Annotated in this window: 24 protein-coding genes and 1 riboswitch; of the genes, 7 read left to right on the forward strand and 17 right to left on the reverse strand. The window is 60.9% G+C overall.

The annotated features are described in order from the left end of the window. Positions 1-110: 110 nt before the first annotated feature. The 3 genes from glyS to CFI11_RS15975 form a co-directional block, all read right to left on the reverse strand. Positions 111-2,171 (reverse strand): glycine--tRNA ligase subunit beta, encoded by a 2,061-nt coding sequence (gene glyS / locus CFI11_RS15965; RefSeq protein WP_130407681.1) that lies wholly within the window; start codon positions 2,169-2,171, stop codon positions 111-113. A gap of 93 nt (positions 2,172-2,264) precedes the next feature. Continuing rightward, the gene (locus CFI11_RS15970; protein WP_130407683.1) at positions 2,265-2,795 is read right to left on the reverse strand and encodes a DUF6446 family protein; all 531 of its coding nucleotides are present in this window, start codon (positions 2,793-2,795) and stop codon (positions 2,265-2,267) included. Further along, complete coding sequence (locus tag CFI11_RS15975; RefSeq protein ID WP_130407685.1) at positions 2,792-3,721, reverse strand: glycine--tRNA ligase subunit alpha; 930 nt, start codon at positions 3,719-3,721, stop codon at positions 2,792-2,794. The genes CFI11_RS15970 and CFI11_RS15975 overlap by 4 nt, the downstream gene beginning before the upstream one ends. 174 nt (positions 3,722-3,895) lie before the next feature. Between CFI11_RS15975 and CFI11_RS15980 the strand changes: the two genes are divergently transcribed. Then, positions 3,896-5,668: a serine protease gene (locus CFI11_RS15980; protein ID WP_130407687.1), complete on the forward strand. Its 1,773-nt coding sequence runs from the start codon at positions 3,896-3,898 to the stop codon at positions 5,666-5,668. A 10-nt stretch (positions 5,669-5,678) separates the two neighbouring features. On the opposite strand, the gene CFI11_RS15985 is transcribed toward CFI11_RS15980, so the two are convergent. Both CFI11_RS15985 and CFI11_RS15990 read right to left on the reverse strand, forming a co-directional pair. Beyond that, positions 5,679-7,256 carry a thiamine pyrophosphate-binding protein gene (locus CFI11_RS15985; RefSeq protein WP_130407689.1) on the reverse strand — a complete coding sequence of 526 codons (1,578 nt, stop codon included), beginning with the start codon at positions 7,254-7,256 and terminating at the stop codon, positions 5,679-5,681. Then, positions 7,256-8,704, reverse strand: a complete 1,449-nt coding sequence (locus CFI11_RS15990; protein ID WP_130407691.1) for a TrkH family potassium uptake protein — start codon at positions 8,702-8,704, stop codon at positions 7,256-7,258. The genes CFI11_RS15985 and CFI11_RS15990 overlap by 1 nt, the downstream gene beginning before the upstream one ends. Before the next feature lie 55 nt (positions 8,705-8,759). Between CFI11_RS15990 and CFI11_RS15995 the strand changes: the two genes are divergently transcribed. Further along, positions 8,760-9,245 (forward strand): hypothetical protein, encoded by a 486-nt coding sequence (locus tag CFI11_RS15995; protein WP_130407693.1) that lies wholly within the window; start codon positions 8,760-8,762, stop codon positions 9,243-9,245. 182 nt (positions 9,246-9,427) lie between these two features. Here the strand turns inward: CFI11_RS15995 and CFI11_RS16000 are convergent, their stop codons facing one another. From CFI11_RS16000 to CFI11_RS24815, 5 genes are all read right to left on the reverse strand, one after another. Continuing rightward, entirely contained in the window at positions 9,428-9,763 is a 336-nt protein-coding gene (locus tag CFI11_RS16000) for an antifreeze protein (RefSeq protein ID WP_130407695.1), read from the reverse strand. Then, complete coding sequence (locus CFI11_RS16005) at positions 9,763-10,164, reverse strand: lysozyme inhibitor LprI family protein (RefSeq protein WP_130407697.1); 402 nt, start codon at positions 10,162-10,164, stop codon at positions 9,763-9,765. The genes CFI11_RS16000 and CFI11_RS16005 overlap by 1 nt, the downstream gene beginning before the upstream one ends. 167 nt (positions 10,165-10,331) lie before the next feature. Beyond that, a complete protein-coding gene (gene folE2, locus CFI11_RS16010; protein ID WP_130407699.1) occupies positions 10,332-11,432 on the reverse strand; it encodes a GTP cyclohydrolase FolE2 in 1,101 nt (366 codons plus the stop codon). A gap of 159 nt (positions 11,433-11,591) precedes the next feature. Then, on the reverse strand, positions 11,592-12,776 hold the full coding sequence (gene metZ, locus CFI11_RS16015) for an O-succinylhomoserine sulfhydrylase (RefSeq protein WP_130407701.1): 1,185 nt from the start codon (positions 12,774-12,776) through the stop codon (positions 11,592-11,594). A gap of 61 nt (positions 12,777-12,837) precedes the next feature. Continuing rightward, a riboswitch (SAM riboswitch) is annotated at positions 12,838-12,915 on the reverse strand. A gap of 5 nt (positions 12,916-12,920) precedes the next feature. Continuing rightward, entirely contained in the window at positions 12,921-13,049 is a 129-nt protein-coding gene (locus CFI11_RS24815) for a hypothetical protein (RefSeq protein ID WP_256370560.1), read from the reverse strand. 112 nt (positions 13,050-13,161) lie between these two features. Between CFI11_RS24815 and CFI11_RS16020 the strand changes: the two genes are divergently transcribed. Together CFI11_RS16020 and CFI11_RS16025 are read left to right on the forward strand one after the other, a co-directional pair. Further along, positions 13,162-13,983, forward strand: a complete 822-nt coding sequence (locus CFI11_RS16020; protein WP_254449100.1) for an alpha/beta hydrolase — start codon at positions 13,162-13,164, stop codon at positions 13,981-13,983. A 23-nt stretch (positions 13,984-14,006) separates the two neighbouring features. Further along, positions 14,007-14,708, forward strand: coding sequence for a glutathione S-transferase N-terminal domain-containing protein (locus CFI11_RS16025; RefSeq protein WP_130407705.1), 702 nt, complete (start codon positions 14,007-14,009; stop codon positions 14,706-14,708). Between the two features lie 27 nt (positions 14,709-14,735). Here the strand turns inward: CFI11_RS16025 and CFI11_RS16030 are convergent, their stop codons facing one another. From CFI11_RS16030 to CFI11_RS16045, 4 genes are all read right to left on the reverse strand, one after another. Next, positions 14,736-15,359, reverse strand: a complete 624-nt coding sequence (locus CFI11_RS16030; RefSeq protein ID WP_130407707.1) for an inner membrane-spanning protein YciB — start codon at positions 15,357-15,359, stop codon at positions 14,736-14,738. A 9-nt stretch (positions 15,360-15,368) separates the two neighbouring features. Next, the gene (locus CFI11_RS16035; protein ID WP_130407709.1) at positions 15,369-16,271 is read right to left on the reverse strand and encodes an EamA family transporter; all 903 of its coding nucleotides are present in this window, start codon (positions 16,269-16,271) and stop codon (positions 15,369-15,371) included. A 103-nt stretch (positions 16,272-16,374) separates the two neighbouring features. After that, complete coding sequence (ftsY, locus tag CFI11_RS16040; RefSeq protein WP_130407711.1) at positions 16,375-17,577, reverse strand: signal recognition particle-docking protein FtsY; 1,203 nt, start codon at positions 17,575-17,577, stop codon at positions 16,375-16,377. Positions 17,578-17,708: 131 nt separating this feature from the next. Continuing rightward, on the reverse strand, positions 17,709-19,394 hold the full coding sequence (locus CFI11_RS16045) for an NAD(P)H-dependent oxidoreductase subunit E (protein ID WP_130407713.1): 1,686 nt from the start codon (positions 19,392-19,394) through the stop codon (positions 17,709-17,711). Positions 19,395-19,596: 202 nt separating this feature from the next. Here CFI11_RS16045 and CFI11_RS16050 point away from each other — a divergent pair, with 202 nt between their 5' ends. Then, positions 19,597-20,634 (forward strand): alkane 1-monooxygenase, encoded by a 1,038-nt coding sequence (locus tag CFI11_RS16050; RefSeq protein ID WP_371687439.1) that lies wholly within the window; start codon positions 19,597-19,599, stop codon positions 20,632-20,634. Between the two features lie 42 nt (positions 20,635-20,676). Continuing rightward, the gene (locus tag CFI11_RS16055; protein ID WP_130407715.1) at positions 20,677-21,075 is read left to right on the forward strand and encodes a hypothetical protein; all 399 of its coding nucleotides are present in this window, start codon (positions 20,677-20,679) and stop codon (positions 21,073-21,075) included. 15 nt (positions 21,076-21,090) lie between these two features. On the opposite strand, the gene xseA is transcribed toward CFI11_RS16055, so the two are convergent. Further along, on the reverse strand, positions 21,091-22,629 hold the full coding sequence (gene xseA, locus CFI11_RS16060; protein ID WP_130407717.1) for an exodeoxyribonuclease VII large subunit: 1,539 nt from the start codon (positions 22,627-22,629) through the stop codon (positions 21,091-21,093). Between the two features lie 83 nt (positions 22,630-22,712). On the opposite strand from xseA, the gene purD reads away from it, so the two are divergent. Next, positions 22,713-23,978 (forward strand): phosphoribosylamine--glycine ligase, encoded by a 1,266-nt coding sequence (gene purD, locus CFI11_RS16065; RefSeq protein ID WP_130407719.1) that lies wholly within the window; start codon positions 22,713-22,715, stop codon positions 23,976-23,978. Positions 23,979-24,066: 88 nt separating this feature from the next. Here the strand turns inward: purD and CFI11_RS16070 are convergent, their stop codons facing one another. Continuing rightward, entirely contained in the window at positions 24,067-24,828 is a 762-nt protein-coding gene (locus CFI11_RS16070; RefSeq protein WP_371687440.1) for an FG-GAP repeat domain-containing protein, read from the reverse strand. A gap of 1 nt (position 24,829) precedes the next feature. Then, complete coding sequence (locus CFI11_RS16075) at positions 24,830-25,153, reverse strand: 2Fe-2S iron-sulfur cluster-binding protein (protein WP_130407721.1); 324 nt, start codon at positions 25,151-25,153, stop codon at positions 24,830-24,832. Positions 25,154-25,202: the final 49 nt, after the last annotated feature.

A 25,202-nucleotide genomic window follows, 5' to 3' on the forward strand; every position in this document is an offset into this window, starting at 1 on the left:
TGAGACAAGCGCCTGACGGATTGCGAAAAGCCAAGTCTTCAGCCTGCTCCCGACCGGTGATCTACCCCGCGAAAAACCCCACACAGGCCGATTGCAAACCGGGGGCGGCACTAGCCCTCAATCCGGCTTAGATCGGCCACACTGCTGCAGGTTGACCGGATGCGGTGTAGAAGGTTCAGGCGGTTGCGTCGCAGGGTTTCGTTCTCGGAATTGACCTGAACGTCGGTGAAGAACGCGTCGATCGGCGCGCGCAAATCCGCCATCGCCGCCATCGCCGCCGGAAAATCCTGCGCAGTCATGGCCGGCGCGATGCGCGCCTCGACATCGTCAAGCGCCGCGAAGAGCGTCTTCTCCGATGCGGTTTCGGCAAATTTCGGATCGGGACCAAAAGAGTATTCGACCCCATCCCGGTCTTCCGCCTGGGTCAGAATATTGTTCGCGCGTCGGAAGCCTTGGATCAGGTTCTCCCCGTCCTCCGTCTCCAGCACCGCCTGCAGCGCTTTCGCCCGCTTTGTGAGCAACGAAATATCGTCGTTCCCGGGCATCGACAGGCAGGCATCGATAATGTCGTGCCGAATGCTCTGATCACGGAGGACCACCTTCAGGCGGTCGTGAATGAAGGCCATCAAATCATCCGCATCGGCCCTCTCGTCCGCCTGGGTGATCAAGCCGTGCAGCGACAGCGACAGATCGTTGACCAGGATAAGCCTGATCACGCCCAGTGCGGCGCGGCGCAGGGCAAAGGGGTCCTTTGATCCTGTCGGCTTCTCCTCAATCGCCCAGAAACCGGCAAGCATGTCAAGCTTATCGGCCAGAGCGACCGAAACCGACACCGGGCCTGTCGGCACGTCATCGGTGGGTCCCAGTGGCGAGTAATGCTCGGCGCAGGCCTCTGGCACACCATCGTTGTGTCCTGCAGCTTCGGCATAATAACGCCCCATAAGCCCTTGTAATTCAGGGAATTCATAGACCATTTCCGAGGCAAGATCCGCCTTCGCGATCCGCGCCGCTTCGCCCGCCAGATCGGGCTTTGCGCCAACCTGAGGTGCGAGCATCCTGGCCAGCGCTTCGATACGGTCGATCCGGTCTGCCTGGCTTCCCAGCTTATTGTGGAACGTCACATCCGCAAGGGGTCGCGCCATGCCTTCAAGCCCAACTTGATGAACAACGCGTAAGTCATTCTCCCAGAAGAATTTTGCATCCGCCAAACGAGCGCCAAGCACCTTCTGGTTCCCGGCCAGGATGGTGGCGCCATTGTCTTCGGTTTCCCGGTTGGCAACGGTAATGAACTTTTCGATACGGCCCGTCTTTGGGTTGCGCACGGAAAAGAACTTCTGATGCTCTCTCATAGAGGTTTGCAGCACCTCCGGCGGGAGATCGAGGAACTCGTCCGCGATATCCCCCATCAGCACCACAGGCCATTCTACAAGGCCGGAAACTTCTGCGAGCAAATTGCGATCCTCGACCACCTCCAGTCCAGCCGCAAAGGCAAGATTGGTGGCATCCGCCCAAATGTGGCGACTGCGCTCCTCCGGGTTCAGGACAACAAAGGCCTGCTTCAGCTTCGCCTCGTAATCCTCGAAGGACGATACCGACATCCGTCCCGGCGCCATAAACCGGTGACCCTCTGTCGTATCGCCAGATACGATCCCGTCCACGTCGACCGGCACGATCTCCGAGCCGTCCTCCGCGCTGAGAAGGCACAGGATGGATTGCAGCGGCCTGACCCAACGCAGGCTGCCCGTTCCCCATCGCATCGATTTCGGCCACGGAAAGGTTCTGATCACGTTCTCAAGCACTTCGCCCACGATCTCGGTCGCGGGGCGGCCGGGCTTTTCGATCACCGCAAACAGCACATCGCCTTTCGGTGTCGCGCGGGTCTCGACCTGATCGCGCGACAGGCCCGTACCCCGCAAAAAACCCTCAATCGCCTTGTCCGGTGCATCCGCGCGGGGGCCCTTGCGCTCCTCTCGCGTTGTGGGACTGGCCGCCAAAAGACCTTCGACCGTCAGGCAGAGCCGGCGCGGGGTCGCGAAGGCCGCAGCCGACGCATAGGTCAGACCCGCCTCGACCAGCCCGTTGGTCACGTGCTTTTTCAGATCTTCGGAGGCGCGCATCTGCATACGTGCGGGGATTTCCTCGGAAAAGAGTTCGATCAGCAGGTCGGGCATTTGCGGTCCTTCAGAAAGTCAATCGCACCTGATATCGGCGCCCGCAGCCGCAACGCAGGTCGCGGGATGCCTTTGACATGAAACATGAATGCGTCATTGGGAGGTGTCCGGTCGCGGCGGGCAATCCTCGCCCACGACGGTGCCGTCATAGGCTTTTTCGCCACAATCGTTAAGCTCGTGCCAGACATAGCCGCGCCCGTCATCGGTGATGGCAACAATCCGGTCCACCCCATACCGCACGTTCTTTTCCCCCAAAAAGGCAAGGGCCGTCCCGGCATCAAGCTCTGCGGCGATGCTTTCGGCCTCGAAGCAGTCAAACCATCCCGGGGCATTGCGCGGCGTGACATCATCGAGGCCGACATAGGTTTCGGACAACATCGCGTGGCTGGCGGTGGTGGTAAAGCACGCCCGATAGCGGATCGGCGAGCTGTCGGCGTCAATGGCCTCGAAGCTGTCGTAAATGATCGGCTCGGGCTGGCCCGATACGACGGAGACGAGCTGGACGTCAGGACCGTCGGTCTCGGCAACCTCGTCATAGAAGCCATAGACCTGCAGATAGTAGAGGCTCGCACCCGCGATCAGGCCAGACAGGATCAGAACAATGCCCACGATCTTACCGCTCATCCCGCGAAACCGCCCGCGCGCGTCTGGACAAATGCGTCAGCACATTTCTTGGCCAAAGCACGCACACGACCGATATAGGCCTGACGTTCCGTGACGGAGATCACGCCCCTCGCGTCGAGCAGGTTGAAAATGTGAGAGGCCTTTATGCACTGGTCATAGGCCGGATGAGCCATGATGATGCGTTTCTGGGTCTTTTCATCATCTGGCGCGCGTTCGAGAATCGCGGCGCATTCCGCCTCGGCCTCTTCGAAGTGGCGCAACAGAACTTCGGTATTGGCAACATCGAAATTCCAGCGCGCATATTCTTCTTCGGTCTGCTTGAACACATCGCCATATGTCAGCGCAATCGGGCTTTGCGGGTCATTAAAGGGCATGTCCATCACGTGGTCGACGCCCAGCACATACATGGCCAGCCGTTCAAGACCATAGGTTAACTCACCGGAGACGGGATGGCAGTCATGTCCGCCAACCTGCTGAAAGTAGGTGAACTGCGACACTTCCATGCCATCACACCAGACCTCCCAGCCCAGCCCCCAAGCTCCCAGGGTCGGGCTTTCCCAGTCATCTTCCACAAAACGGATGTCATGAAGGTCCATCTCGATCCCGATGGCCTCAAGCGAGCCGAGATAGAGGTCCTGCAGATCGGGTGGTGATGGTTTGATAAGCACCTGATATTGATAATAGTGCTGCAGCCGGTTGGGGTTTTCCCCATAGCGCCCGTCGGTCGGGCGCCGTGAAGGTTGCACATAGGCAGCCGCCCAGGGCGCTGACCCCAGAGAGCGCAGGGTCGTTGCCGGATGGAACGTCCCGGCCCCAACCTCCATGTCGTAAGGTTGAAGCACGGCGCATCCTTTCGACCCCCAATAGCTTTGCAGTCGAAGGAGTATCTCTTGAAAAGAGCGGGGGGCCGCGATGGCTTCTGGCATGCTGTCAAGACCTCGTCTTCGCGCCGGGATCGAACGCGCCCCTGTCCTATGCAAGCCGCAGCGCAGCGTCAACGCAGGGTTGCGGTAAATGCCACGTGAAAGGGCATGGTATTTGATTGTTTTTCATGGTTTTGTGGCGCGAACGACAGAACAGGGTAGTAGGTGCTTTAGATCATGAGGTCTTTGTTGGCCGCGCTGGCCATCGCGATTTGGGGGCTCGCGCAGACTGTAAACGCGCAGCAACAAGATGTTGTCTGGGTGCAAATCGAGGCACAACCCAGTCTGACGGCGGCACAGGATCGTGCGCGGGTCTATGCCGCACGTCTGCCTGATGTGAACGGATTTGCGCTGGGCGGAGGCTGGTACGGCATCGTGCTTGGCCCCTATCTGAGAAGCGATGCGCAACGCGTGCTTCAGGTCTATCGGCGCGAGGGGCAAATCCCCCGCGACAGTTTCATCGCGCAATCGGCCGCGCTCCGGCAGCAATTCTGGCCTGTGGGTGCGAACGTGTTGAACCGCGGCGTGGTCACACCGCCCGCGCCCGCAATCCCGGACCCAGAGCAACCGCAGGCCGGGATCCCGCCGGAAACACCGGATCAGGCGCCCACGGCCGATCTTCAGCTGATCGACGAAACACCGACAGAAGCCAGACGAAGCGAAGCCCGCCTCACGGGTCAAGAGCGGCGAGAGTTGCAGATTGCCCTGCAATGGGCGGGTTTTTATCGCTCAACCATCGATGGCGCATTTGGACGCGGCACCCGATCCTCGATGGCGGCGTGGCAGGATGCGAACGGATACGAGGTCACCGGCATCCTGACGACACTGCAACGGCAGGCTCTGCTGGATCAGTACAATGCGCCCCTGATCAGTGTCGGGATGGAGGTCGTTCGGGATACGCGCGCGGGGATCGAGGTGCAAATCCCCAAGAACGAGGTCGCGTTTGATCGCTACGAGACACCATTTGCCCAGTACAATGCCAGCGGCGATCTGGGAGCACGGGTCCTTCTCATCAGTCAGCCGGGCGATCAGGCAACGCTTTTCGGCCTTTACGATATCATGCAAACGCTTGAAATCGTGCCGCTGGACGGACCGCGCGAACGACGGAACGCCAGTTTCACCCTCACCGGTCAGAACAGCAAAATCATCTCTCACACCGAGGCCGGTCTTGATGATGGCGAGATCAAGGGATTTACCCTGATCTGGCCGGTCGGAGACGAGGAGCGGCGCACGCGCGTGCTCGCGGCGATGCGGGACAGTTTTGCGCGTCTTCCCGGTGTGCTTGACCCGACGCTGGGCGCGGACGATGTGCAAAGCGTCGATCTCGTCTCGGGCCTGCAGGTGCGTAAACCCCGTATTTCCAGGTCCGGCTTCTACATCGACCGGTCCGGGACCGTGGTGACAACGTCGGAGGCCGTTGAAAGCTGTGGGCGCATCACGCTTGATGAGGAATATGAGGCGCGGCTTTTGACGTCGGATGGAGGTCTTGGCGTCGCGGTCCTGCGCCCCGCCGAACCCCTCGCCCCCATTTCGATTGCCGAATTCAGCGCAACGCCGCCGCGTCTGCAGTCGGATGTCGCCGTATCGGGCTATTCGTTTGAGGGGGTTCTTGGCGCACCCACGCTGACCTATGGCACCTTGGCGGACGTCAAAGGTCTGCGCGGCGAGACCGAGTTGAAGCGCCTGGCCCTCGCCCCCCTGCCCGGCGATGCGGGCGGCCCGGTTTTCGATGCGGGCGGGTCGGTCATGGGCATGCTGCTTCCCAAGTCACAGCGCGAACGGCAATTGCCGGGCGATGTCAGCTTTGTCGCGGGCGCCAGGGCGATCCAGAACGTGCTGGAAGACGCCGGCGTGCGCGCGCAAAGCGCTGCAAGCCAGGGACAGATCGCGCCGCAGGATCTGGCGCGCAAGGCCACAGGCATGACCGTTCTGGTAAGCTGCTGGGACTGAGGCGCGCGCCTTAGGGCGCGCTGCCGATCTCGGGCGTGAGATAAATGAGTGTCGGGCCATTCGCTTCAAAGGCGCCGCGCACAGCTTGCTGCATCTGAGAAAGCGTCTTTGGCGCGGCGGTGCGGGCACCAAAGGCTTCTGCCAGTTTGCAGAAATCCGGGTTCCGCGCGACCACCGCGTTGGGTGCGATCTGCGCGCGGACCATGCTTTCCTCGATTTCCTTCAGCTTGCCGTTGTCCCAGAGAATGATGGGCAGCGACAGCCCCAGCTCCACCGCGACACCCAGCTCGGCCATGGTGTAGTGAAACCCGTAATCGCCAATGATGGCCATGGTGGGCAGACCCGGGCGCCCGACCGCCCCGCCGATGGCGGCAGGCGTGGCATAGCCAAGCGTGCCAAAGCCCGTGGGGTGATGCCAATGGCCCGGTTGCTCCATGTCCCAAACTTCCTTTGCGGCATAGGCGAACTGGGTCATGTCCGAATAGATCATGGTGCCTTCGGGCAGGCAGTCGCGCAGCGCATCACAAACCGGGACAATACCGGGGCGTTCCGCGTCCACCTCTGCGCGACACCGACTTCTGAATGAATGAACGTGCTCAGGCTTCCATTCGGTCTTCAAGACCTCCGGAACGGCCTCGGACAGCGCCTCGAAGACGGAAAAGGCGTCTGCGTGGATCGGGGGGCCTTCTTTGGCCAGCACCTCCGGATCGATATCGACCTGTATGATCGGCACGCTTGCACCAAGCCGGTCGCGCCAGAGGTCGGTTTCGGAAAGCTCACTGCCAAAGACAACGACCAGATCCGCGGTTGCCAAAACATCAGCGCTGCCGGGACGCGCAAGATACGAACCAAAGCAAAGCGGGTCATCGGGCGGGACCACCCCACGGGCGGCGTAGGTCGTGAAGCTGGCCACATTCCAGCGCCGCAGAACCGGTCCGGCGAAATCAATCCATTGCGCGCCGCCACCAAATATGAAGAGAGGTTTTTTCGCCGAACGCAAGGCCTGCGCAAGCACCGCAATATCGCTTGGTGCAGGTTGTGGAAGAAGGCCGTGCAGTTCGCCAAATGGGCGGGCATTAGGCGCCAATGCCTCCAGCGCAGCAATTGGAACATGGATGGCTTTTGGGCGTCGGCGACCGGCCACGAATTCGCACAGCGCTCGGTCGATCAACGCATAAGCCGCCTCGGGCGTGCGTGCCACTTCGGACCAGTCGCACACCGTCTCGGCCGCGGCACGCTGGTCTTTCATCTGGTGAAGCTGGCCCCGCCTGGCGGCAGTTTCATCCAGACAGCTTGAGATCACCAAAAGCGGTACGCTGTCGGAATAGGCCTGCCCCATGGGCGTCATGATGTTCGTGATCCCCGGCCCGGTGATGACATAGGCAACGCCCGGACTGCCCGTGGCGCGTGCATATCCATCAGCCATGAAGCCCGCGCCCTGCTCGTGCCGGGCGAGCACATGGGTCAGGCCCGCCTCCGCAAGGCCACGGTACATTTCCTGATTGTGAACACCCGGAATGCCAAAGATCACATCGACGCCGCGATCTTTCAGCATGTGGGAGATTTGGGCGCCAAGGGGTCTTTGCATCAGGCTCTCCAGAACTGAACGGTGAGAATGGCGTAAACGGCCAGCAACTCCAGCCGGCCCAGAAGCATGGCAAAGGACAGGATCCACTTTGCGGTGTCATTGAGCCCGGCGAAATTTCCAGCCGGCCCGATCTGCGCCCCAAGACCGGGACCGATATTGGCAAGCGCCGCCGCCGCGCCCGAGACAGAGGTGATGAGATCGAGACCGGTCATGCCAAGCGCAACAGAGATGAGGCCCAAGGTCACGATGAAGAACATAAAGAACGACATCACGGAGTTTAGCACATCATCCCCCACCGCCCGACCTTCATAGCGGGGTATGAACATCCCGTTGGGTGACCGAATGCGCAGGATCTGCGCCCGGATGGAGGCAAAGAGAAGCTGATATCTGAACACCTTGATGGAACATGAGGTGGAGCCAGCACAGCCACCGATCAGACCGGTGAAAAACAGAACCGCGACGGGAAAAGCGCCCCACAGCATGTAATTGGCGCTGGCATATCCGGTTCCCGTCAACAGGGACACGGTGTTGAAAAGGGTCTTGCGAAAGGCCGTTTCGTTGGGCGTGTCGGTTTGGGCGACTTGCCAGATCGTAATGATGAGGACCAGAACGCAGGCCGTGCCGAAAAACGCGCGGATCTGGCTGTCGCGCAAAAGCGGCTGCGGGTTGCCGGCGGTCAGTTGCACAAAGCGCACAAAGGGCAGCGCGGCCAGCAGCATGAAGATCACGGCGACATATTCCGTGCCCGGACCGAAAACGGCAAACGAGCGATCGTAATTGGCAAATCCCCCGGTCGCCACGGTTGTCATCGCGTGAACGGTTGCGTCGAACGTGGTCATGCCGGTGGCCAGGTAAGCCATGGCACAGGCCATGGTCAGTCCGACATAGATCACCGAGATGCGGCTTGCGATCTCACCGGCACGTGGGAGGATTTTTCCAAAGGTATCAAAACCTTCCGAGCGGAAGATCTGCATACCCCCCACCCGAAGTTCGGGCAGGAACACCATCGCGACCACGATGATCCCGATACCCCCGAGCCATTGCAGGATGCCACGCCAAAGCAGGATGCCCCGCGGCAATTCGGCGAGGCCGGTGACAACGGTGGAACCGGTGGTCGTCAGCCCGGACATGGCTTCGAAAAACGCATCCACGAACCGCAGATCCGTTGCACCGACAATGAAGGGGATCGCGCCGAAAACGGGCAGCGCCAGCCACACACCAGAGGTCAGAAGAAAGGTTTGCTGGATTGTCAGCCCTTCCTTCACGCCGTTGGCACAGGACAGCGCGATCAACCCGCCCGTCAGTGTCGTGATCACGGCGCTTTGCAGAAAAACCGGCCAGTGACCACGCCCATCGGCAATATCGATCAGCATCGGCAGCAGCATCGCCGCGCCCAAGACAGCCACCAGAAGACCGATTACATATCCGACGGGGCGCATGTCCAACATGCGCGAAGCGTTGGACTGCGCAAGGACCGCTGTCAAGCGGCCCAACATCACTCACATGGAGAGACGGATCCGGTTTCAGCCCTTGCCCTTCGGCGTCGTGGCAGATGCCGACGGCGCGCGCGCCTTCCGGGGCGCGGGCTTTGCAGAGGCCTCAGCGGTCTTTGGCTTTGTCACCCGTTTTGCAGGGGCTTTCGCCTTCTGGGCCTTGGCCGTTGACCGGGTCGTGCTCCGGGGCTTTGGCGCGGGCTTGACCGGCTCTTCTGTCTTGGTCTTCGGCGCGGCCGCTGCGCTGCTCTTCGTAGCCGCTGCGCTACTTTTGGTGGCCGCTGCGCTGCTCTTGGCGGCCGCGGCGGTTGTCTTCTTGGCCGGTTCCGACTTTGACTGCGGCTTTGCCGCGGGTATTTCGGGTTCGAATGTCTTGGGTGCTGCCAGCGACACTTTCGGCTGGGCCGGGGTGCGGGTCGCGGCACGCTTTGCCGGGGCCGGACGAGGTACAGGCTTCACCTCTTTCTTTTCCACGGCGCCCATACGCATCGGTTGAACCGGGGTCATGGCAAAGAAGGCGCGCATTGGCACGAATGGCAACGCCATCGCCCCTTGCGTCATGATCCGCATGACCTTTAGATTTGTGTCCATCGCGATCCCTGCCATGCGCAGATATGCGGCTGAAACCTCTACTTGCTTCTCCATAAGCATCATTCGACGGTGCTCCCGATTTGTGTTCTAAGATTTGTCGGCTTGCCCGAACCGGCGCGGACCTCTTCGCGCAAGGCGTGTCCGGTTTTTGCGTGCCTTTTTGGATATAGGTTCGATGGCTGCCTGCATCACCCGGTCCGGTCCACCGCCTGCCCAGGCTGTCAGCGCAGAGGCGACCATGGCTTCGGTGAAGGCGGGGGCCTTTTCGCTGATCATTTCATGCCGTTCGCTTTTTGGCAGAGACCACGCGCCGCCCATCCCCATCATACGCATGGCAACCACGGTTTGGGCGTCGATGGCAAGTTGAGCAAACGTCACCCAAAACTGCGCCATCTCGGTTGCGCGCGACACGCTGCGATGCATCAATTTACCTCTCCAAACAGCCGAAGATCTTCTGTGCGTTGACGCGTGAGGCGTTCAAGGCAGATGTAAAAAAGCTGCGATTGCATGCTGCCGCCACGGGCCAGCGTGCTTTCGACCGAACAGGCCTGGTCCCGATAGTCGATCCATGCGCGTTGCGCATCGCGCAGCAGGATCACGCTGGCGGTCTGCCCCTCTGCCAAACTCTCATCGAGACGCGCGGCCATGTCGCGGGCCAGCCCGTAGGCCAGGTTCAAATCCACATCTGCCGCCTCATATTGCTTGGCCGCGCAGCCCGTCATCTCGACCTGGGTTGTCGGATTTTCACAGTTTAGGTCCTGTGAAAGCGCCATCGGAGCGGCCATAACGGCAATCAGTACGCAAGCGGCAGTCGGACGTGTCATTGTCAGGGTCCTTCTTTTGTCCCCTGACGCCTAACATATCGCATTCCCTCCCCGCCCAAAGAGAAAAATGCTGCACTGCGGCATTGCGGCAGGTTTTGACCGCTTCCCCGCAAATCAGCTGGGCCGATCTCCTATGGAAACGGCCCATGGTTGGCAGAAGAAGAATGTCAGCCGATGTGGAAAAGCGTGTTGAAGAGCTTTGGATCGAAGCTTTTGGCCGCGAATGTGTCGCCATCGGTCAGGACACTGACCGCATCGTGGCTGTGGAGGCTTTCCTGATGGCTTGCGACCACTCGAAAATCGCCAATCCGGTGGTCCGCCTGGAGTTGCTCGCAGAAAAGACGTGCCGCGTCTTCCACGAAGATCGGATTGGCCGCGTTCAGTTCCGCAAAGGCCTGTTCGTCCTCGCGTTTGACCATCACCTGGGTCTCGGTCGGGACCGCACGACGACAGGCATCGATCAGGTCTTCGAACCACAGACAGTCAGCTTTTTCGTCAATCTCAACCGAGATCCGCGCGACGGAGCGTTGGGAATGCGGTGTCGCGAGCTGCCCGCGCGTGGCCCGCGCATGCTCGCTCAACTCCAACGAGCACGGGCATGTTGACGAATAGACATAGTCGAGATGCATGATCTTCTGACGGACGCCGCCCTGTTCGACCAGTTCCAACGCGATGTCGTAATACTGATAACCGCTCAGTCCCGACCGCAGGCTGTCCACCCGCACCGGAAAGGAAAAACGCATCTGGATCCGGGCGTCGAACGCATCCAGATCAGATTTGTAGTCATCCAGTGCGGCCTCGATCACCTCAAAGCTGAACGTACGATCGGCGTGCTTATAAAAGCTGCGCATGATCCGGGACATGTTGATGCCCTTCTTCTCGGCATCCAGGCTGACCGTTCCGGTCACGGATGTTTCAAGCGTCAGATCGCCGTTGTCCCGGCTATGGAACCGAATGGGCAGACGGAAGTTGGAAATACCAACGTGCTGGATCTGCTGACGGGCGCCACGAATAAGGCTGGACGGTCCGTTCTGCAGGTCGGGCAAAGACGCTTTGTAGTCTGCATCCACCTCGAAGTCGGTGGGATACATACGAGAGAATGCGGGATAGGCCGAGCCGCCGCCCGGGAGCAACCCGGCAACAGAAGGATCGAGTTCGACGATATCTGCATCTGAGGCCTTCCGGGCCCAGCTGCGCAAAACAGCGAGGGCCGCTTCGGCCTCGTCCCGATCCGGGGTGTGTTCGATTGTGGGTGCGTGAATATTCATGTCTTAACCCTCTCCGCGTATCCGAGCCTCTGATGTAGGCGGGTGTGAGCGCTAATCCAGTGCAATCTACGCCCCGCGGATTTATCCGCGGGACGGAGACGTGCGCACTGTATGGCAAGACCCACACCGCCCGGTCGGCCAAAACGACAAACCGCGAAATCAGTTCACATGTTCGAGAGCTTGGAGGATGTCGGTCATCAGATCGTCGGTATCTTCGATACCAATAGACAAGCGCACCAGCCCCGGCGTGATGCCAAGCGCCGCCTTTTGATCGTCCGGCAGGCGCTGATGGGTGGTTGTCGCGGGATGCGTGGCGATTGTCTTGGCATCTCCAAGGTTGTTGGAGATCTTGGCAATCTGTAGTGCGTTTAAAAACTGAAACGCAGCCGATTGCCCGCCATTGAGATCGATAGAGATCACCGTACCGCCCTTGCCCATCTGACGCTGGCACAAGTCGTATTGCCGATGGCCCGGCAGCCCTGGATAGAGGACGCGCGCCAAAGCCTTATGCCCGTCAAGACGGTCCGCCAACGCAAAGGCCGTCTCGACCTGAGCCTTGACCCTCAGTTCCATGGTTTCAATGCCCTTGAGCATGACCCAGGCCGTAAACGGGCTCATGGATCCGCCGATGTGCTTCATGTAGGGCTCAACCGTTTTACGAATGAATTCGCGCGTGCCCAGAATGACGCCACCCAAGGCGCGCCCCTGACCGTCGATATGCTTGGTTGCCGAGTAAATCACCACGTCCGCGCCTTGCGCGATGGCATCGGAAAAGACGGGCGTGGCGAAAACGTTGTCAATCACAACGGTGGCGCCGACCGAATGGGCAATATCAGATACCGCTTTTATATCAACAAGTTCCAGTGTGGGGTTAGACAAGGACTCGAAGAATACCGCGCGGGTGTCAGGACGGATTGCGGCACGCCATTGATCCAGATCCGCGCCATCGACGAACGTCACCTCCACCCCGTAGCGGGTCAAGATTTCCTCAAGGACATAAAGACAGGATCCGAAAAGCGCCCGAGATGAGACGACGTGATCCCCCGCCTTGAGCATCGCCATCAGCGCGCCCGACACCGCTGCCATGCCAGAAGCCGTGGCGAACGCATCCTCCGCCCCTTCGATCCCGGCGATCCGTTCTTCGAACATGGCCACGGTCGGGTTTCCGTACCGGGCATAGATGAACTCGTCCGGACCCGCTTCGATGAAACGCGCCTCAGCGGCTTCGGCGCTTTCATAGACGAACCCTTGGGTCAGAAAGATAGCCTCGCTGAGCTCCCCGTACTGGCTGCGGCGGCTGCCGCCATGCACGGCGCGGGTGCGCGGGTTCCAATCCTTGCTCATCATATCCTCCTTCGCGCGGGTCGCGCGCATGAAAAAACCCCCGACGCGGTCAAGCGAAAGGGGGTCTTTCATCCTGACCTTTTAGCGGAGTTGTTTAACGTGGCCCGCAATCCGGTAACAAATCGCCACGATCATGGGTGTCGTTTACGCCGCAGCGCCGCGCGCGTCAAGCCGCGCAACACCACCGTCACGGTCCTGTAACGCAAGCTTCACGCCGTCGTCATAGGCTTCTGACAATGGACGACCACCATATCTTGTGTGAGGCGCTGCCATGCCCGTAATCCGCATAAATGCTGTCGGAACCAAACCTGTTCTACACAAAAGTCCACGCTGCGCCGCAGCAGAATTGGAGCGTGTTGACCCAGGAAAAGGCCCGGTGATCGTGATGATCCACGGCTTTAAATACAAACCGGGCGATCCCCGGCATTGTCCGCATCGCAAGATCATGGCGCTGGACCCCGAAACGGGTCCCTTCTGCTCGCCCAGTTGGCCGCGGCAATTGGGCTTTGGAACGGGGCATGCAACCGAAGGGCTTGCCATCGCCTTTGGCTGGCAATCCCGCGCCGGACTTAGACAGGCCCGGACCAATGCGATCGCGGCCGGGACTGCGCTGGCCGATGTTCTGCAGCGCCTGAATGCGCAAAACCCCGACCGCGCGGTGCACATCATCGCCCATTCACTGGGCAGCGAGGTTGCACTTGAGGCGCTGCATCATGTCCCTGCGGGAACCGTTAGCCGCATGATCTCCATGACCGGCGCCAGCTTTCAAAACCGCGCGCGGCAGGCGATGCAAACAGAAGGCGGCCATCAGACCGAGCTGATCAATGTCACCAGTCGCGAAAACGACGCCTTTGACTTCATGTTCGAATGTCTGACCTCACCGTTCCGTCCGGGCGATCGGGCCATGGGTCAGGGGGTTGATCACCCTAACGCGGTCACACTCCAGCTCGATTGCCCGCACACGCTGCAGTATTTGAACGGGCTGGGGGCACCTTTGGGGGTCCCAGACCGTCGGATCTGTCACTGGTCATCCTATACGCGCCCCGGCATTCTGAGGTTCTACAATCGTCTGCTGCGGCACCCCGAGGCCTTTCCGCTCGAAGCGCTCCGTCATGGCCTTCCCCAGTTGCAAACCCCGCGTTGGTCGCGGCTGGTCCGCATGCCCGTTTTGCGCACGCCCTTGCCCTTCGTTCAGAAAGCGTCATGATCCAGCCCCGAACGGAGGGGAAAATGAGCGACGCGATAGATCTGTATTACTGGCCGACACCCAATGGCTGGAAAATCTCCATCGCACTTGAGGAGATGGGCCTGCCTTACAATCTGCACCTGATCGATATCAGCGCCGGGGACCAGTTCGATCCCGATTTTCTCAAGATTGCGCCCAACAATCGGATGCCCGCAATCGTTGACCCGAACGGACCCGACGGCGCCCCCGTTTCCATTTTCGAAAGCGGCGCAATCCTGCAATATCTAGCCGGGAAAACGGGACAATTCGGCGGCACCACGCCGCGAGAACAGATCGCGGTCACGGAATGGCTGATGTGGCAGATGGGCGGCGTCGGACCGATGGCGGGACAGGCGCATCACTTCCTGAAATACGCACCGGCACTGGATCCGCCCCAGGACCTACCCTATCCCAAGGATCGCTACAGGGCGGAAGTCGCACGCCTTTACGGGGTGCTCGACCGTCGGCTGGAAGACCGCGATTATGTGGCGGGCCATTTCTTTTCCATCGCGGATATGGCGATCTGGCCCTGGGCCAGCCTTTGGAAAGGTCAGCAGCAAACACTGGACGACAAGCCGCATCTCGCGCGTTGGCTGGACACTGTCGGCGCCCGTCCCGGCGTTATCTCAGGCCGTGCTGTCGCGGCTGAAAAACGCGCCAATCTTCAGGACAACAAGACGGCTCAAAGCGTCCTTTTCAAGCGCTAGAGGGGCGACCCAAGCGGATCCGACCGGCTAGTTGGACGGGTTTTCGCCCGCTTCGTCGTCTTCGATCACATAACTCTGCAACACGACGATCTGCGACCAGATAAAGATGAACATGGCGATGGGAAAGCCGAATGTTTCGATCTTGACCCAGGTATCCGTGGACATGGTCCGCCAGACAATCTCGTTGGCGATGGCCAATGCGGCAAACATCGCGCACAGCCTGCGTGTCAGGATCATCCAGCCTTCATCCTGAAGGGCCATCATCTCTCCCAGAAGATAGGCGAGATATGAGCGTCCCTGCAAAAGCCCAAGGCCAAGGATCGCGGTGAATGCCGCATAGACGATGGTTGTCTTCATCTTGAAGAAACGCTCGTCATTGAACCACGCGGTCAGGGCACCAAAGAAAATCACCATGAACGCGGTGAAAAGCTGGAGGCGGCTTAGCTTTCCGGTCAACTTCCATAGAATACCCATGGCCACCAGAAGGATCGGCACAAATGCCACTGCGGCAACGATAAAGCCGGAATACTCGGTTCCGCCGAAACTGTAGGTCTCGTCGCGAATACGAAGATAAAGCAGGAAAAAGGCCAAGGTCGGGCCAAGTTCCAACACCTGCTTAACAATCGGATTAACGTCTTTTTCGTCGTTCATGATCTGCTCCTAGCCGCCCATCTCAACTATCACAGCGCCCAGCGCGATCAATGCCATCAACGCGACCCGACGCGGGCCCACCGTTTCCTTCAGAAAGACCCACCCTATAACCGCTGCAAAAACCGTGGACGTTTCACGCAGAACCGCCGCCTCGCCGACCTTGTCGAGACGTGTGGCCAACATCACCGAACCAAAGCTGAAAAAGGCCACCACGCCACCCACGATACCACGTGCCATCAATGGCAACGGCGCGGGAGGATGGGCCATGCGGCGCCAGCGCAGATACGCGATCGGGGGCATGAACAATCCGTCAATCATGAAAAACCAGGCAAGAAACGTGAACGGGTCTGCGGTGGCGCGAATTCCGTAGGCATCATATGTGGTGTAAAGCGCCACAAAGAGACCGGTCAGAGCCGCCAAGGCGAGCGCGCTTTTCAGTGTCTCTCGCTCCGTTTCCAGGAACATCATGTTATAGATGGCGAGCCCGAAAATACCCGACAGCAGCACCCCCACGCCAAGCCATTGCGTCAAGGTAAATGTCTCACCAAAAAGCCAATATGCACCGATTACCGTGAACAGCGGCCCCATCCCGCGGACGACGGGATAAACCACGGTATAGGCCCCTCGCGTATAGGCCATGGCCTGCAAAACCTTATAGATGACGTGAATAACGAACACGCCCGCGAAAATGGGCCACATATGCGGCTCGGGCCATGGCACGACAAAAAGGGCAAAGGGTGCGGCCATCGTAGCATATGAGGCATCTATCGCGCCACGCGACAGCCATGGGTCATGGCGTCCCTTTTGCAGCGCACCAAACACGGCATGCAACAGCGCGGCGAGCAAAGCCAGCAAGAGTGCCGCGCGATGACCGGCCTCCGTCCCTTCCAGAGAGATAAGCCAGTCGCTCATTCCATGGGCAATGCCAGGGTGCCGCACCCCCGCATTCTGTTTCGTCGTCCATGCCAAAGAGACTGGGCGCCCAGGGCGACCTGAATGCGGGCGCTGAGCAGGCTCACCTCTCCAGACCGGTCAGGGCGGCGGCAAAGTCGTCGGGATCGAACGGTGCGAGATCGTCGATCTGCTCTCCGACCCCGATGGCGTGGATCGGAAGACCGAACTTGTCGGCAAGCGCCACGAGCACGCCGCCTTTGGCTGTCCCGTCCAGCTTGGTCATCACCAGGCCCGAGACATCCGAAATCTTCTGAAACGTGTCGACCTGGGACAAGGCGTTCTGCCCTGTCGTGGCATCAAGAACCAAAAGCGTGTTGTGAGGCGCGGTCTCGTCCTTCTTGCGGATCACGCGGACGATCTTGGCAAGTTCCTCCATCAGATCGCTGCGGTTCTGCAGCCTGCCAGCCGTATCGATCATCAAAAGATCCGCTCCCTCGGCCTCCGCCCGTGTCATGGCGTCGAAGGCGAGGCTTGCGGGGTCAGAGCCTTCGGGCGCGGTCAAAACCGGCACGCCTGCACGCTCACCCCAGACCTGCAATTGTTCGACCGCTGCGGCCCGAAAGGTGTCACCAGCCGCGATGACCACCGACTTGCCCGCTGCTTTGAACTGGCTTGCCAGTTTACCGATGGTCGTGGTTTTGCCGGATCCGTTCACACCGACGACAAGCACGACCTGCGGCCGTTTCGGATAAAGCGGCAAAGGACGCGCCACGGGCTCCATGATCCGTCCGATCTCACCGGCCAAAAGCGTCTTGATTTCGTCCGTGGACATCTTCCGGCCCATGCGACCTTCGGCAATGTTCGCTGTGACGCGCAGGGCGGTATCCACCCCCATATCAGCGGTGATGAGGAGCTCTTCGAGCTGTTCCAGCATCTCGTCATCCAGCACGCGCCGATGAACCTTGCGCGTCTCTGCCCGATTGAACAGTCGTCCCAGCAGACCGCTGTCCTGTTCCTCCTGCGACGGCTGCACAGTGCGAGCGGGTTCCGGCGTGCCGGGCTCTGGCTCAACCGCCTCCTCCGTGGAGGGGGCGGGGGGCTCCTCCTGCCGCTGATCTGCGGGCGCATCGGGCATGACCGGTTCGGACAAAGCCTGCCGCTCAGGAGTGGGCGAAGGCGCCGGATCGGGCAGGCCCCGGTCAGGGCTTGAAGGAACAGGCGCGTCCTCTTCCACACCGCCGTCTTCGACGATTGCGTCAAGCCCATCCTCGATCTTCGAGGAGGATTTGAACAAACGGTCTTTCAGCTTCTTGAAAAACGCCATCTGGCCCTCCGCTGGTCTTGGATTGACCTAATCCGGAACCGTCCGGGATGGAAGAGCGCAGGTCATACCGCGCCCAAGATCGGTCTTGCCCGAGCGCGGCGGTGATATGGCCGTTCGCCAGAGGTCTGGTCTCAGATCTCGTCGGAGAAATGCCTGATCGTGAGCTTGATCGGGTTCGGGGCCGCCTGCCCCAATCCACAGATCGATGCATCTGCCATGGCGGTGCACAACTCATCAAGGAGGGGCTGATCCCATTGATCGGCCTGCATCAGTTTGACCGCCTTTTCGCATCCGACCCGGCAGGGTGTGCATTGACCACAGCTTTCGTCTTCGAAAAAGCGCAGCATGTTCAACGCCGCGTCGCGGGCGCGATCCTGATCGGAAAGCACCACCACGGCTGCGGAGCCGATGAAGCTGCCCAGCGGCTGAAGCGTGTCGAAATCAAGCGGCACGTCGTCGATGGATGCAGGCAACAACCCCGACGACGGGCCGCCGGGCTGATAGGCTTTGAACACATGTCCTTCGGCCATACCGCCAGCCGCTTCAATGATATCGGTGATCGTCGATCCGGCGGGCAGAAGATACACTCCGGGCTGGGCCACCCGACCCGAGACCGAGTAGCTGCGCAGCCCCTTTCGTCCGTTATGTTCCGTGCCGCTCAAAACCTCGGGTCCCTCCCGGCAGATCCGCGCCACCCAGTGCAGGGTTTCGACATTGTGCACCAACGTCGGGCGCCCGTGGATGCCGACCTGCGCCACGAAAGGCGGGCGATGACGCGGCAGGCCGCGCTTCCCCTCGATACTCTCGATCATCGCCGATTCTTCGCCGCAGATATAAGCACCCGCCCCACGCCGCAGATCGATGTAGCCCGCGGCCACGATTCCGGCGTCTTCCAGAGCACGGATTTCCCGGCGCAGGATCTCCAGCACGGCGGGATATTCATCGCGCATGTAGATAAAGCAGGTTTCAGCCTCGACCGCCCATGCCGCGATCAGCATCCCCTCAAGAAAAAGATGCGGCGTCCGCTCGAGATAGTAGCGGTCCTTAAACGTGCCCGGCTCCCCTTCATCACCGTTGACCGCCAGATAGCGCGGACCGGCATTGGCGCGGACAAAGCCCCATTTCTTGCCCGACGGAAACCCGGCCCCGCCCAGACCACGCAGGCCGGAGGACAGAACCTTTTCCTGAACCTCCTCCCAGTCCCCGCCCGCGCGCAACGTTTCAAGCGCGGCATAGCCACCTGTGGACCGGTAGGTTTCGAACGTCTCATAGGCAGGAACATGGGCGTGGGTGTCATCCGCCGCGATCGCCGCCTCGACCTTTTCCAGCGTCGCGTGGTCGATATGATTGTGCCCCAGTTCCAGGGTCGGCGCGGTGTCGCAGCGCCCCATACAGGGCGCGCGCAGGACCCTTACCTTGGAAGGATCAAGCCCGTCTTCCAAAGCGGATTTCAGCGCCTGAGCACCCGCAAGTTCGCAAGAAAGCGAGTCGCAGACCCGAATTGTCAGAGCGGGGGGCGGTGTGTCGCCCTCCTTAACCACGTCGAAATGGGCATAGAACGTCGCAACTTCGTAAACCTCGGCCATGCTCAACCGCATTTCTTCGGCCAGCGCGCGAAGATGAGCGGCGGAGAGATGACCATAGGTGTCCTGTATCAGATGCAGGAATTCGATCAGCAGGTCGGGGCGGCGGGGGCGCTCGCCAAGAAGGGTGCGGACGTCGTCCCAGGCGGTGTCGTCCAGCTGCCGACCCTTGGGGGTCTTGCGACCTTTCCCCTTCCCGGATTTCCAGACACCCTTGTTTTCATCTAGTGCCATTGTCGGCCCTCCCGCACTTGCTGGCGCAGATCATATCCGGTGCGGCCCTTGGATGGTGGCGAAAAGCGACACCGCAACGCGGTTTTGCGTTCGGCCCAAGTTCCGATAGGCAACGGGATGTCTTGGATTTGACACAAGATTGCCCGTGACCGGCCCCACACCCATGCTATCCTAAACACTGTTTTTGGACGCGCGTGTGAGTGTGAGTGACGTGGTTTGGTATTTTGTGGCCAGCCTGACGCCGGTGGCGTTGTTGATGCTGGCCTTCTTGGATGAAAGCATCTGGGGCTATGTAGCGCTTGGCTACATCACCCTTTTCGTGCTTTGGATGGACCGTCTGGGCCCCCGTGCATCGCCCGGCGCAGGGCACCAGCGGCATCTGCGCCTCGGACACATACTGTCTGTGACATTGGCACTGCTCCATTTCCCTTTACTGGCGCTGGGCGTTTGGGTGCTGGGCAACACGCCGCCCAGGACCGATACGATCGCCTCCGGACTGGCGCTTGGCCTTTTCATGGGGCAGGTGTCGAACTCCAACGCGCATGAATTGATCCATGCCTCGCACCGTTGGTCGAGGCGGCTTGGCGTTGCGGTCTATAGTTCCATGCTTTTCGGTCATCACGCCTCGGCCCATCCGCTTGTGCATCATGTGCACGTGGCCAGCGCAAAGGACCCAAATTCGGCCCGTCCGGGTGAGGGGTTTTACCGGTTTGCCCCACGCGCCTGGATCGGATCCTTCAAATCGGGGCTGAAAGCCGAAACAGCGCGCCGGGCGCGCCAAAGCCATGCGCGCGGATCGCACCCCTATGTCGGCTATCTGGCGGGCAGCCTCCTGGCGCTTTCGACCGCCTGGCTGCTGGCCGGATGGGGCGGTGTTGCGATTTTCCTGTCACTTGCGATTTACGCGCAGATGCAGCTGTTGCTGTCTGATTACGTGCAACATTACGGATTGCGCCGACAGAAAAAGGCAAATGGCAAGCCTGAGCCTGTCGGTCCGCACCATTCCTGGAACGCCCCGCATTGGTATTCCGCGGCCCTCATGCTGAACGCGCCGCGCCATTCGGATCATCACGCGCATCCAAACCGCTCCTTCCCGGAACTGCGGCTGGATCCCCAGACCATGCCGATGCTGCCGCATCCCCTGCCGATTATGGCCGCCATCGCACTTGTCCCGCCCATTTGGCGGCGCATCATGGATCCGCGCGCCGCATACTGGCGACGGCTTGCTGAGAGCAGGTGAGCGGCGTAGAAGCCAACGCCCCGATCTGACACGATATATACCATGAGACGACTGATTCTCCTTGCCGCGCTCGCCGCTGGCCTCCTCCCCTCTCTCACATTTGCGTCGATGACGGCAGAAGAGTTCGATGCCTATACCCGAGGCAAGACGCTCTTCTACGGAGAGGGCGGGCAAGCCTATGGGGTCGAACGCTACCTTGAGGGACGACGCGTGATCTGGTCGTTTCTTGACGGACAATGCAAAGAAGGCATGTGGTACGAGCAGGACGGCCAGATCTGTTTTGTTTACGAGGATCGCCCCGATCCTCAATGCTGGACATTCAGCGAAGGGCCCAACGGCCTCATCGCGCGTTTCGAGAATGACCCGCAGGCCACCGAACTCTACGAAGCTCAGGATCTTGGCGAAGAAATGATCTGCCACGGGCCGGATGTCGGCGTCTGACCCGGCGTCCCGTCTTTAGAAAAGCGATCCTTGCTCTGGCGGCTTTGCCTTTGTCTTAGGGGTCGGCTTGCCGCTCACTTGCAAACGCCCATCCGCGAATTCGATCTCAAGCCGGCTTGCAGCCCGCGCCGCATCGCGCCCGGTGACGACCGCACCATCGCCCCGCACGACGGCATAACCCCGTTGCAGCGTGGCCTTGTAACTCAGCGTTTCGCGCAGCCGGTCAGCGGCGTCGATCTGTTTCCGCCAGTTTCTCACCTGGCTGTCGCCCGCTTTGGAAAGACGCTCTGAAAGCCTTTGAAGCGCATCGCTCTTTCGCGCCAGATCCGCCGTCAGCGGACGGGAAGAGAGCCTTGACGACTGACGGCTCAACGCATCCGATGCCGTTGCGACCCGCCGGGACAAGGCGGGCGCCAAACGCGCCTCGAGGCGGGTAAACGTTTGCGCCTCCGCACGGATCATCCGCGTCAGGGTGCTTGCGCGCAGACTGCCTGCCTGTTCGGCAAGGCGCAGACGACGGACCTGCACACCACGTGTCAAGGCAGCCGGCAACCTTTCGGACAACAGGTCAAGACGTTGGCGCGGCGTGTCGAGCAACACCTCGCGTTTGGGCAAGGCCCGCGCCACGTCGACAAGCCGCTGGCGGCGTTGGCCAAGCGCATTCGACAGCGCACGGGTCAGCCGAGCCCCCTGCCCGTCCGTCCATGCCAAAAGCTCGATCCGCACCGGGACGGCAAGCTCTGCGGCGGCGGTTGGGGTTGGCGCACGCTGATCTGCCGCAAAATCGATCAGCGTGGTGTCGGTTTCATGGCCTACGGCGGAAATCAGGGGAATTTCGCTGTCAGCCGCAGCCCTGACAACGCTTTCCTCGTTAAACCCCCAGAGATCTTCGACCGACCCGCCGCCCCGGGCCACGATCAGCAGGTCGGGACGCGGCAAGGCGCCGCCCGGGGTGAATGCATTGAAGCCTTCTATGGCGCGGGTCACCTCGGGCGCGCAGCGCTCGCCCTGCACGGCGACGGGCCATATCAAAACCTTCCGCGGGAAACGATCGCGCAGCCGATGCAGGATGTCCCGGATCACAGCGCCCGAAGGGGATGTGACCACGCCGATAATGCCCGGCAGATACGGCAGCGCTTGTTTGCGCTCCGGATCGAACAGCCCCTCTGCGGCAAGCTGTGCCTTGCGCTTTTCCAGCATCGCCATAAGGGCGCCCATGCCTGCGGGTTTGATCTCTTCAATAACGATCTGGTACTTGGATTGCCCCGGAAAGGTCGTCAGACGGCCGGTCGCGACAACCTCCATCCCCTCTTCGGGCTGCGTCGTCTGGCGCGCGGCCACCCCTTTCCACATGACCCCTGCAATCACGGACCGGTCGTCTTTCAGATCAAGATAGACATGCCCCGAGCGCGGTCGCGACACCCGACCGACCTCCCCCCGGATGCGCACATGGGCGAACTCTCCCTCGATCAATCGCTTGATCGCTCCGGACAGCTCGGAGACGGAGAATTCGGGCGCGTTCAGCCCTTCGGACGGGTCGTCGATCAAGTCCATTCGCACGTCTCTCGAGATATTGTATCCAAGTGGCGCGCAGCTTAGAACGCGCGCCAGAAAAGGCCAAGCAGATCGGAGCGCGCATGAACATCCTCATCCTCGGCAGCGGCGGACGCGAACACGCATTGGCCTGGGCGGTGAAGCAAAACCCCAAATGCGACCGCTTGATCGTGGCGCCCGGAAATGCGGGGATCGCGCAGATCGCCGATTGCGCAAGCTTGGATATCGAAGATGGCGGAGCAGTGGCGGTGTTTGCCGAGGAAAACGCCATAGACTTCGTGATTGTCGGGCCGGAGGCCCCGTTGGCCGCAGGGGTGGCCGACCGGCTGAGCGACGCGGGTGTCGCGGTTTTCGGACCGTCGGCTGCCGCAGCGCAGCTTGAAGCGTCAAAACACTTTACGAAAGAGATCTGCGAAGCGGCCGGCGCGCCGACCGCGGCTTACGCGCATTTCACCGATCCCGACGCCGCGCGGGCTTACGTGAAAGAGCACGGCGCGCCCATCGTGGTAAAGGCCGATGGCCTTGCGGCGGGCAAAGGCGTCGTGGTGGCAATGGATGTCGCCACGGCCATGTCCGCGATCGACGACATGTTTGCCGGTGCGTTTGGCGGAGCTGGCGCAGAGGTGGTGATCGAAGAATTCATGGAGGGAGAGGAAGCCTCCTTCTTCCTGCTCTGCGACGGAGAGACGGTGCTTCCCATCGGCACAGCGCAGGATCACAAGCGCGTCGGCGAAGGCGATACCGGCCCCAATACCGGTGGGATGGGCGCTTACTCTCCCGCTCCGGTGCTGGATGATGAGGTCGCACAAAAGGCACTGGACGAGATCATCAAGCCCACGGTGGCCGAGATGGCAAGACGCGGCATGCCGTATCGCGGGGTTCTCTATGCCGGTCTCATGATCAAGGACGGCCAGCCCAGGCTGGTGGAATACAATGTCCGCTTCGGTGATCCGGAATGTCAGGTGCTGATGATGCGGCTGGGCGCGCAGGTCCTTGACCTGATGCAGGCCGCCGCGGAGGGGCGCCTTGCCGACGCGCGGGTGAACTGGGCCGATGATCACGCCCTGACGGTGGTCATGGCGGCAAATGGCTATCCGGGCAGTTATGAAAAGGGCACGGCCATCGGGGGCCTCGACGCGCTGGAGGAGAGCAGCTTTGCCATGTGTTTCCACGCGGGTACGCAAAGCTCCGATGAGGGGATCGTCGCAAGTGGAGGTCGGGTTCTCAACGTGACCGCCCGGGGCGCCACGCTGAAAGAGGCGCGGGATCAAGCCTACGCGATGGTGGAACAGATCGACTGGCCGGGCGGGTTTTACCGCACCGACATTGGCTGGCGCGCCTTGCGCTGACGGGCGCGCGCGCTCGGCCCGGCCTCTGGGAAGCATTGGATCCCAGGCAAAGCGCGGTTTCGTGGAAGGTGAATGAAGCGGGCGTCCCCTATTCGCAGGACAGCGCGGCAGCAAAGCTGCTGCGGTCTTTGTGGAGACCGATTGGCCGCGTGCTGATCTGGCCGTCCTTCAGTGTGCTGGCCATTATGTCGGTCCAGGTCGCATCTGCCGTGATGATCTCGGGCCCGGTGCCGCAGTCGCGGATACCTCCGGCGATGTCAGCCTCTCCGATGCGGTGGTTGGTCAGCCCCGGATGATCGGCGACGGGGACAAGCGCATCGTCTTCGAAGCGCCAGATGCGAAGCGTCTTGGCGAGATGCGGGCGGTCGATATAGGCAATCTCCACCAGACCATCCCCATCGAGATCCGATGCACCAAGAGGCGCCAGCCACCGGTTGGTTCTGCCGATATGCGGCGTGGATGCGATCTTGCCCCGCGCGTCGTAAATGGCAAGGGCCGCGCCAAGCTGTGCCTGCGTCTCGACCACGATAACCTCGTGATCGCCGTCGCCATCGACATCGACCAGTCGCGGCTCCACATCCTCAAACACCCGGTCTTCGGGCAGCGTGAAGCGCAGGACGCGACCCTTCACGCGCAAAACAAGCGCGCCATATTCGATCGCATCCCCGAGCACGCCGTGAGCATACCTTGTCGTTGGCGCGTCATAGCGTGCCTCGATCACGTCGGCGGCGCTGGCCGAACCGGCGATGCCAAGCGCCAGCAACGCCGGCCACAGGCAAAGACGGTTCAACGCGCGGCGGGCGGATGAGGGCAAGCCTCGCAGCGGCAGACGCCGCGCCCCAACCGGCACCTTAGATCTGCTTTTCAGGCATCTGAACCACAAGGCCGTCCAGGGCATCGCTCACCTTGATCTGGCAGGTCAGGCGCGACCGGCTCGGATCGGGCTCATAGGCAAAATCAAGCATGTCTTCTTCCATGTCGTCTTTGGCCGGCAGCTTCTCGACCCAGTCGGGATGCACATAGACGTGGCAGGTGGAACAGGCACAGGCGCCACCGCAATCCGCCTCGATGCCTGGAATGTTGTTGTCCCGCGCGCCCTCCATCACCGTCAGCCCGTTCGCGACGTCGACGACATGTTCTTTCCCGCCATGCTCGATATAGGTGATCTTCGCCATTCTCGCCTTTTCCCTTCACTTGCGTCCACATCTGTCTAGACAAGCCATT

Origin of the sequence: Thalassococcus sp. S3, from assembly GCF_004216475.1 — a bacterium.
Taxonomy (GTDB): Bacteria; Pseudomonadota; Alphaproteobacteria; order Rhodobacterales; family Rhodobacteraceae.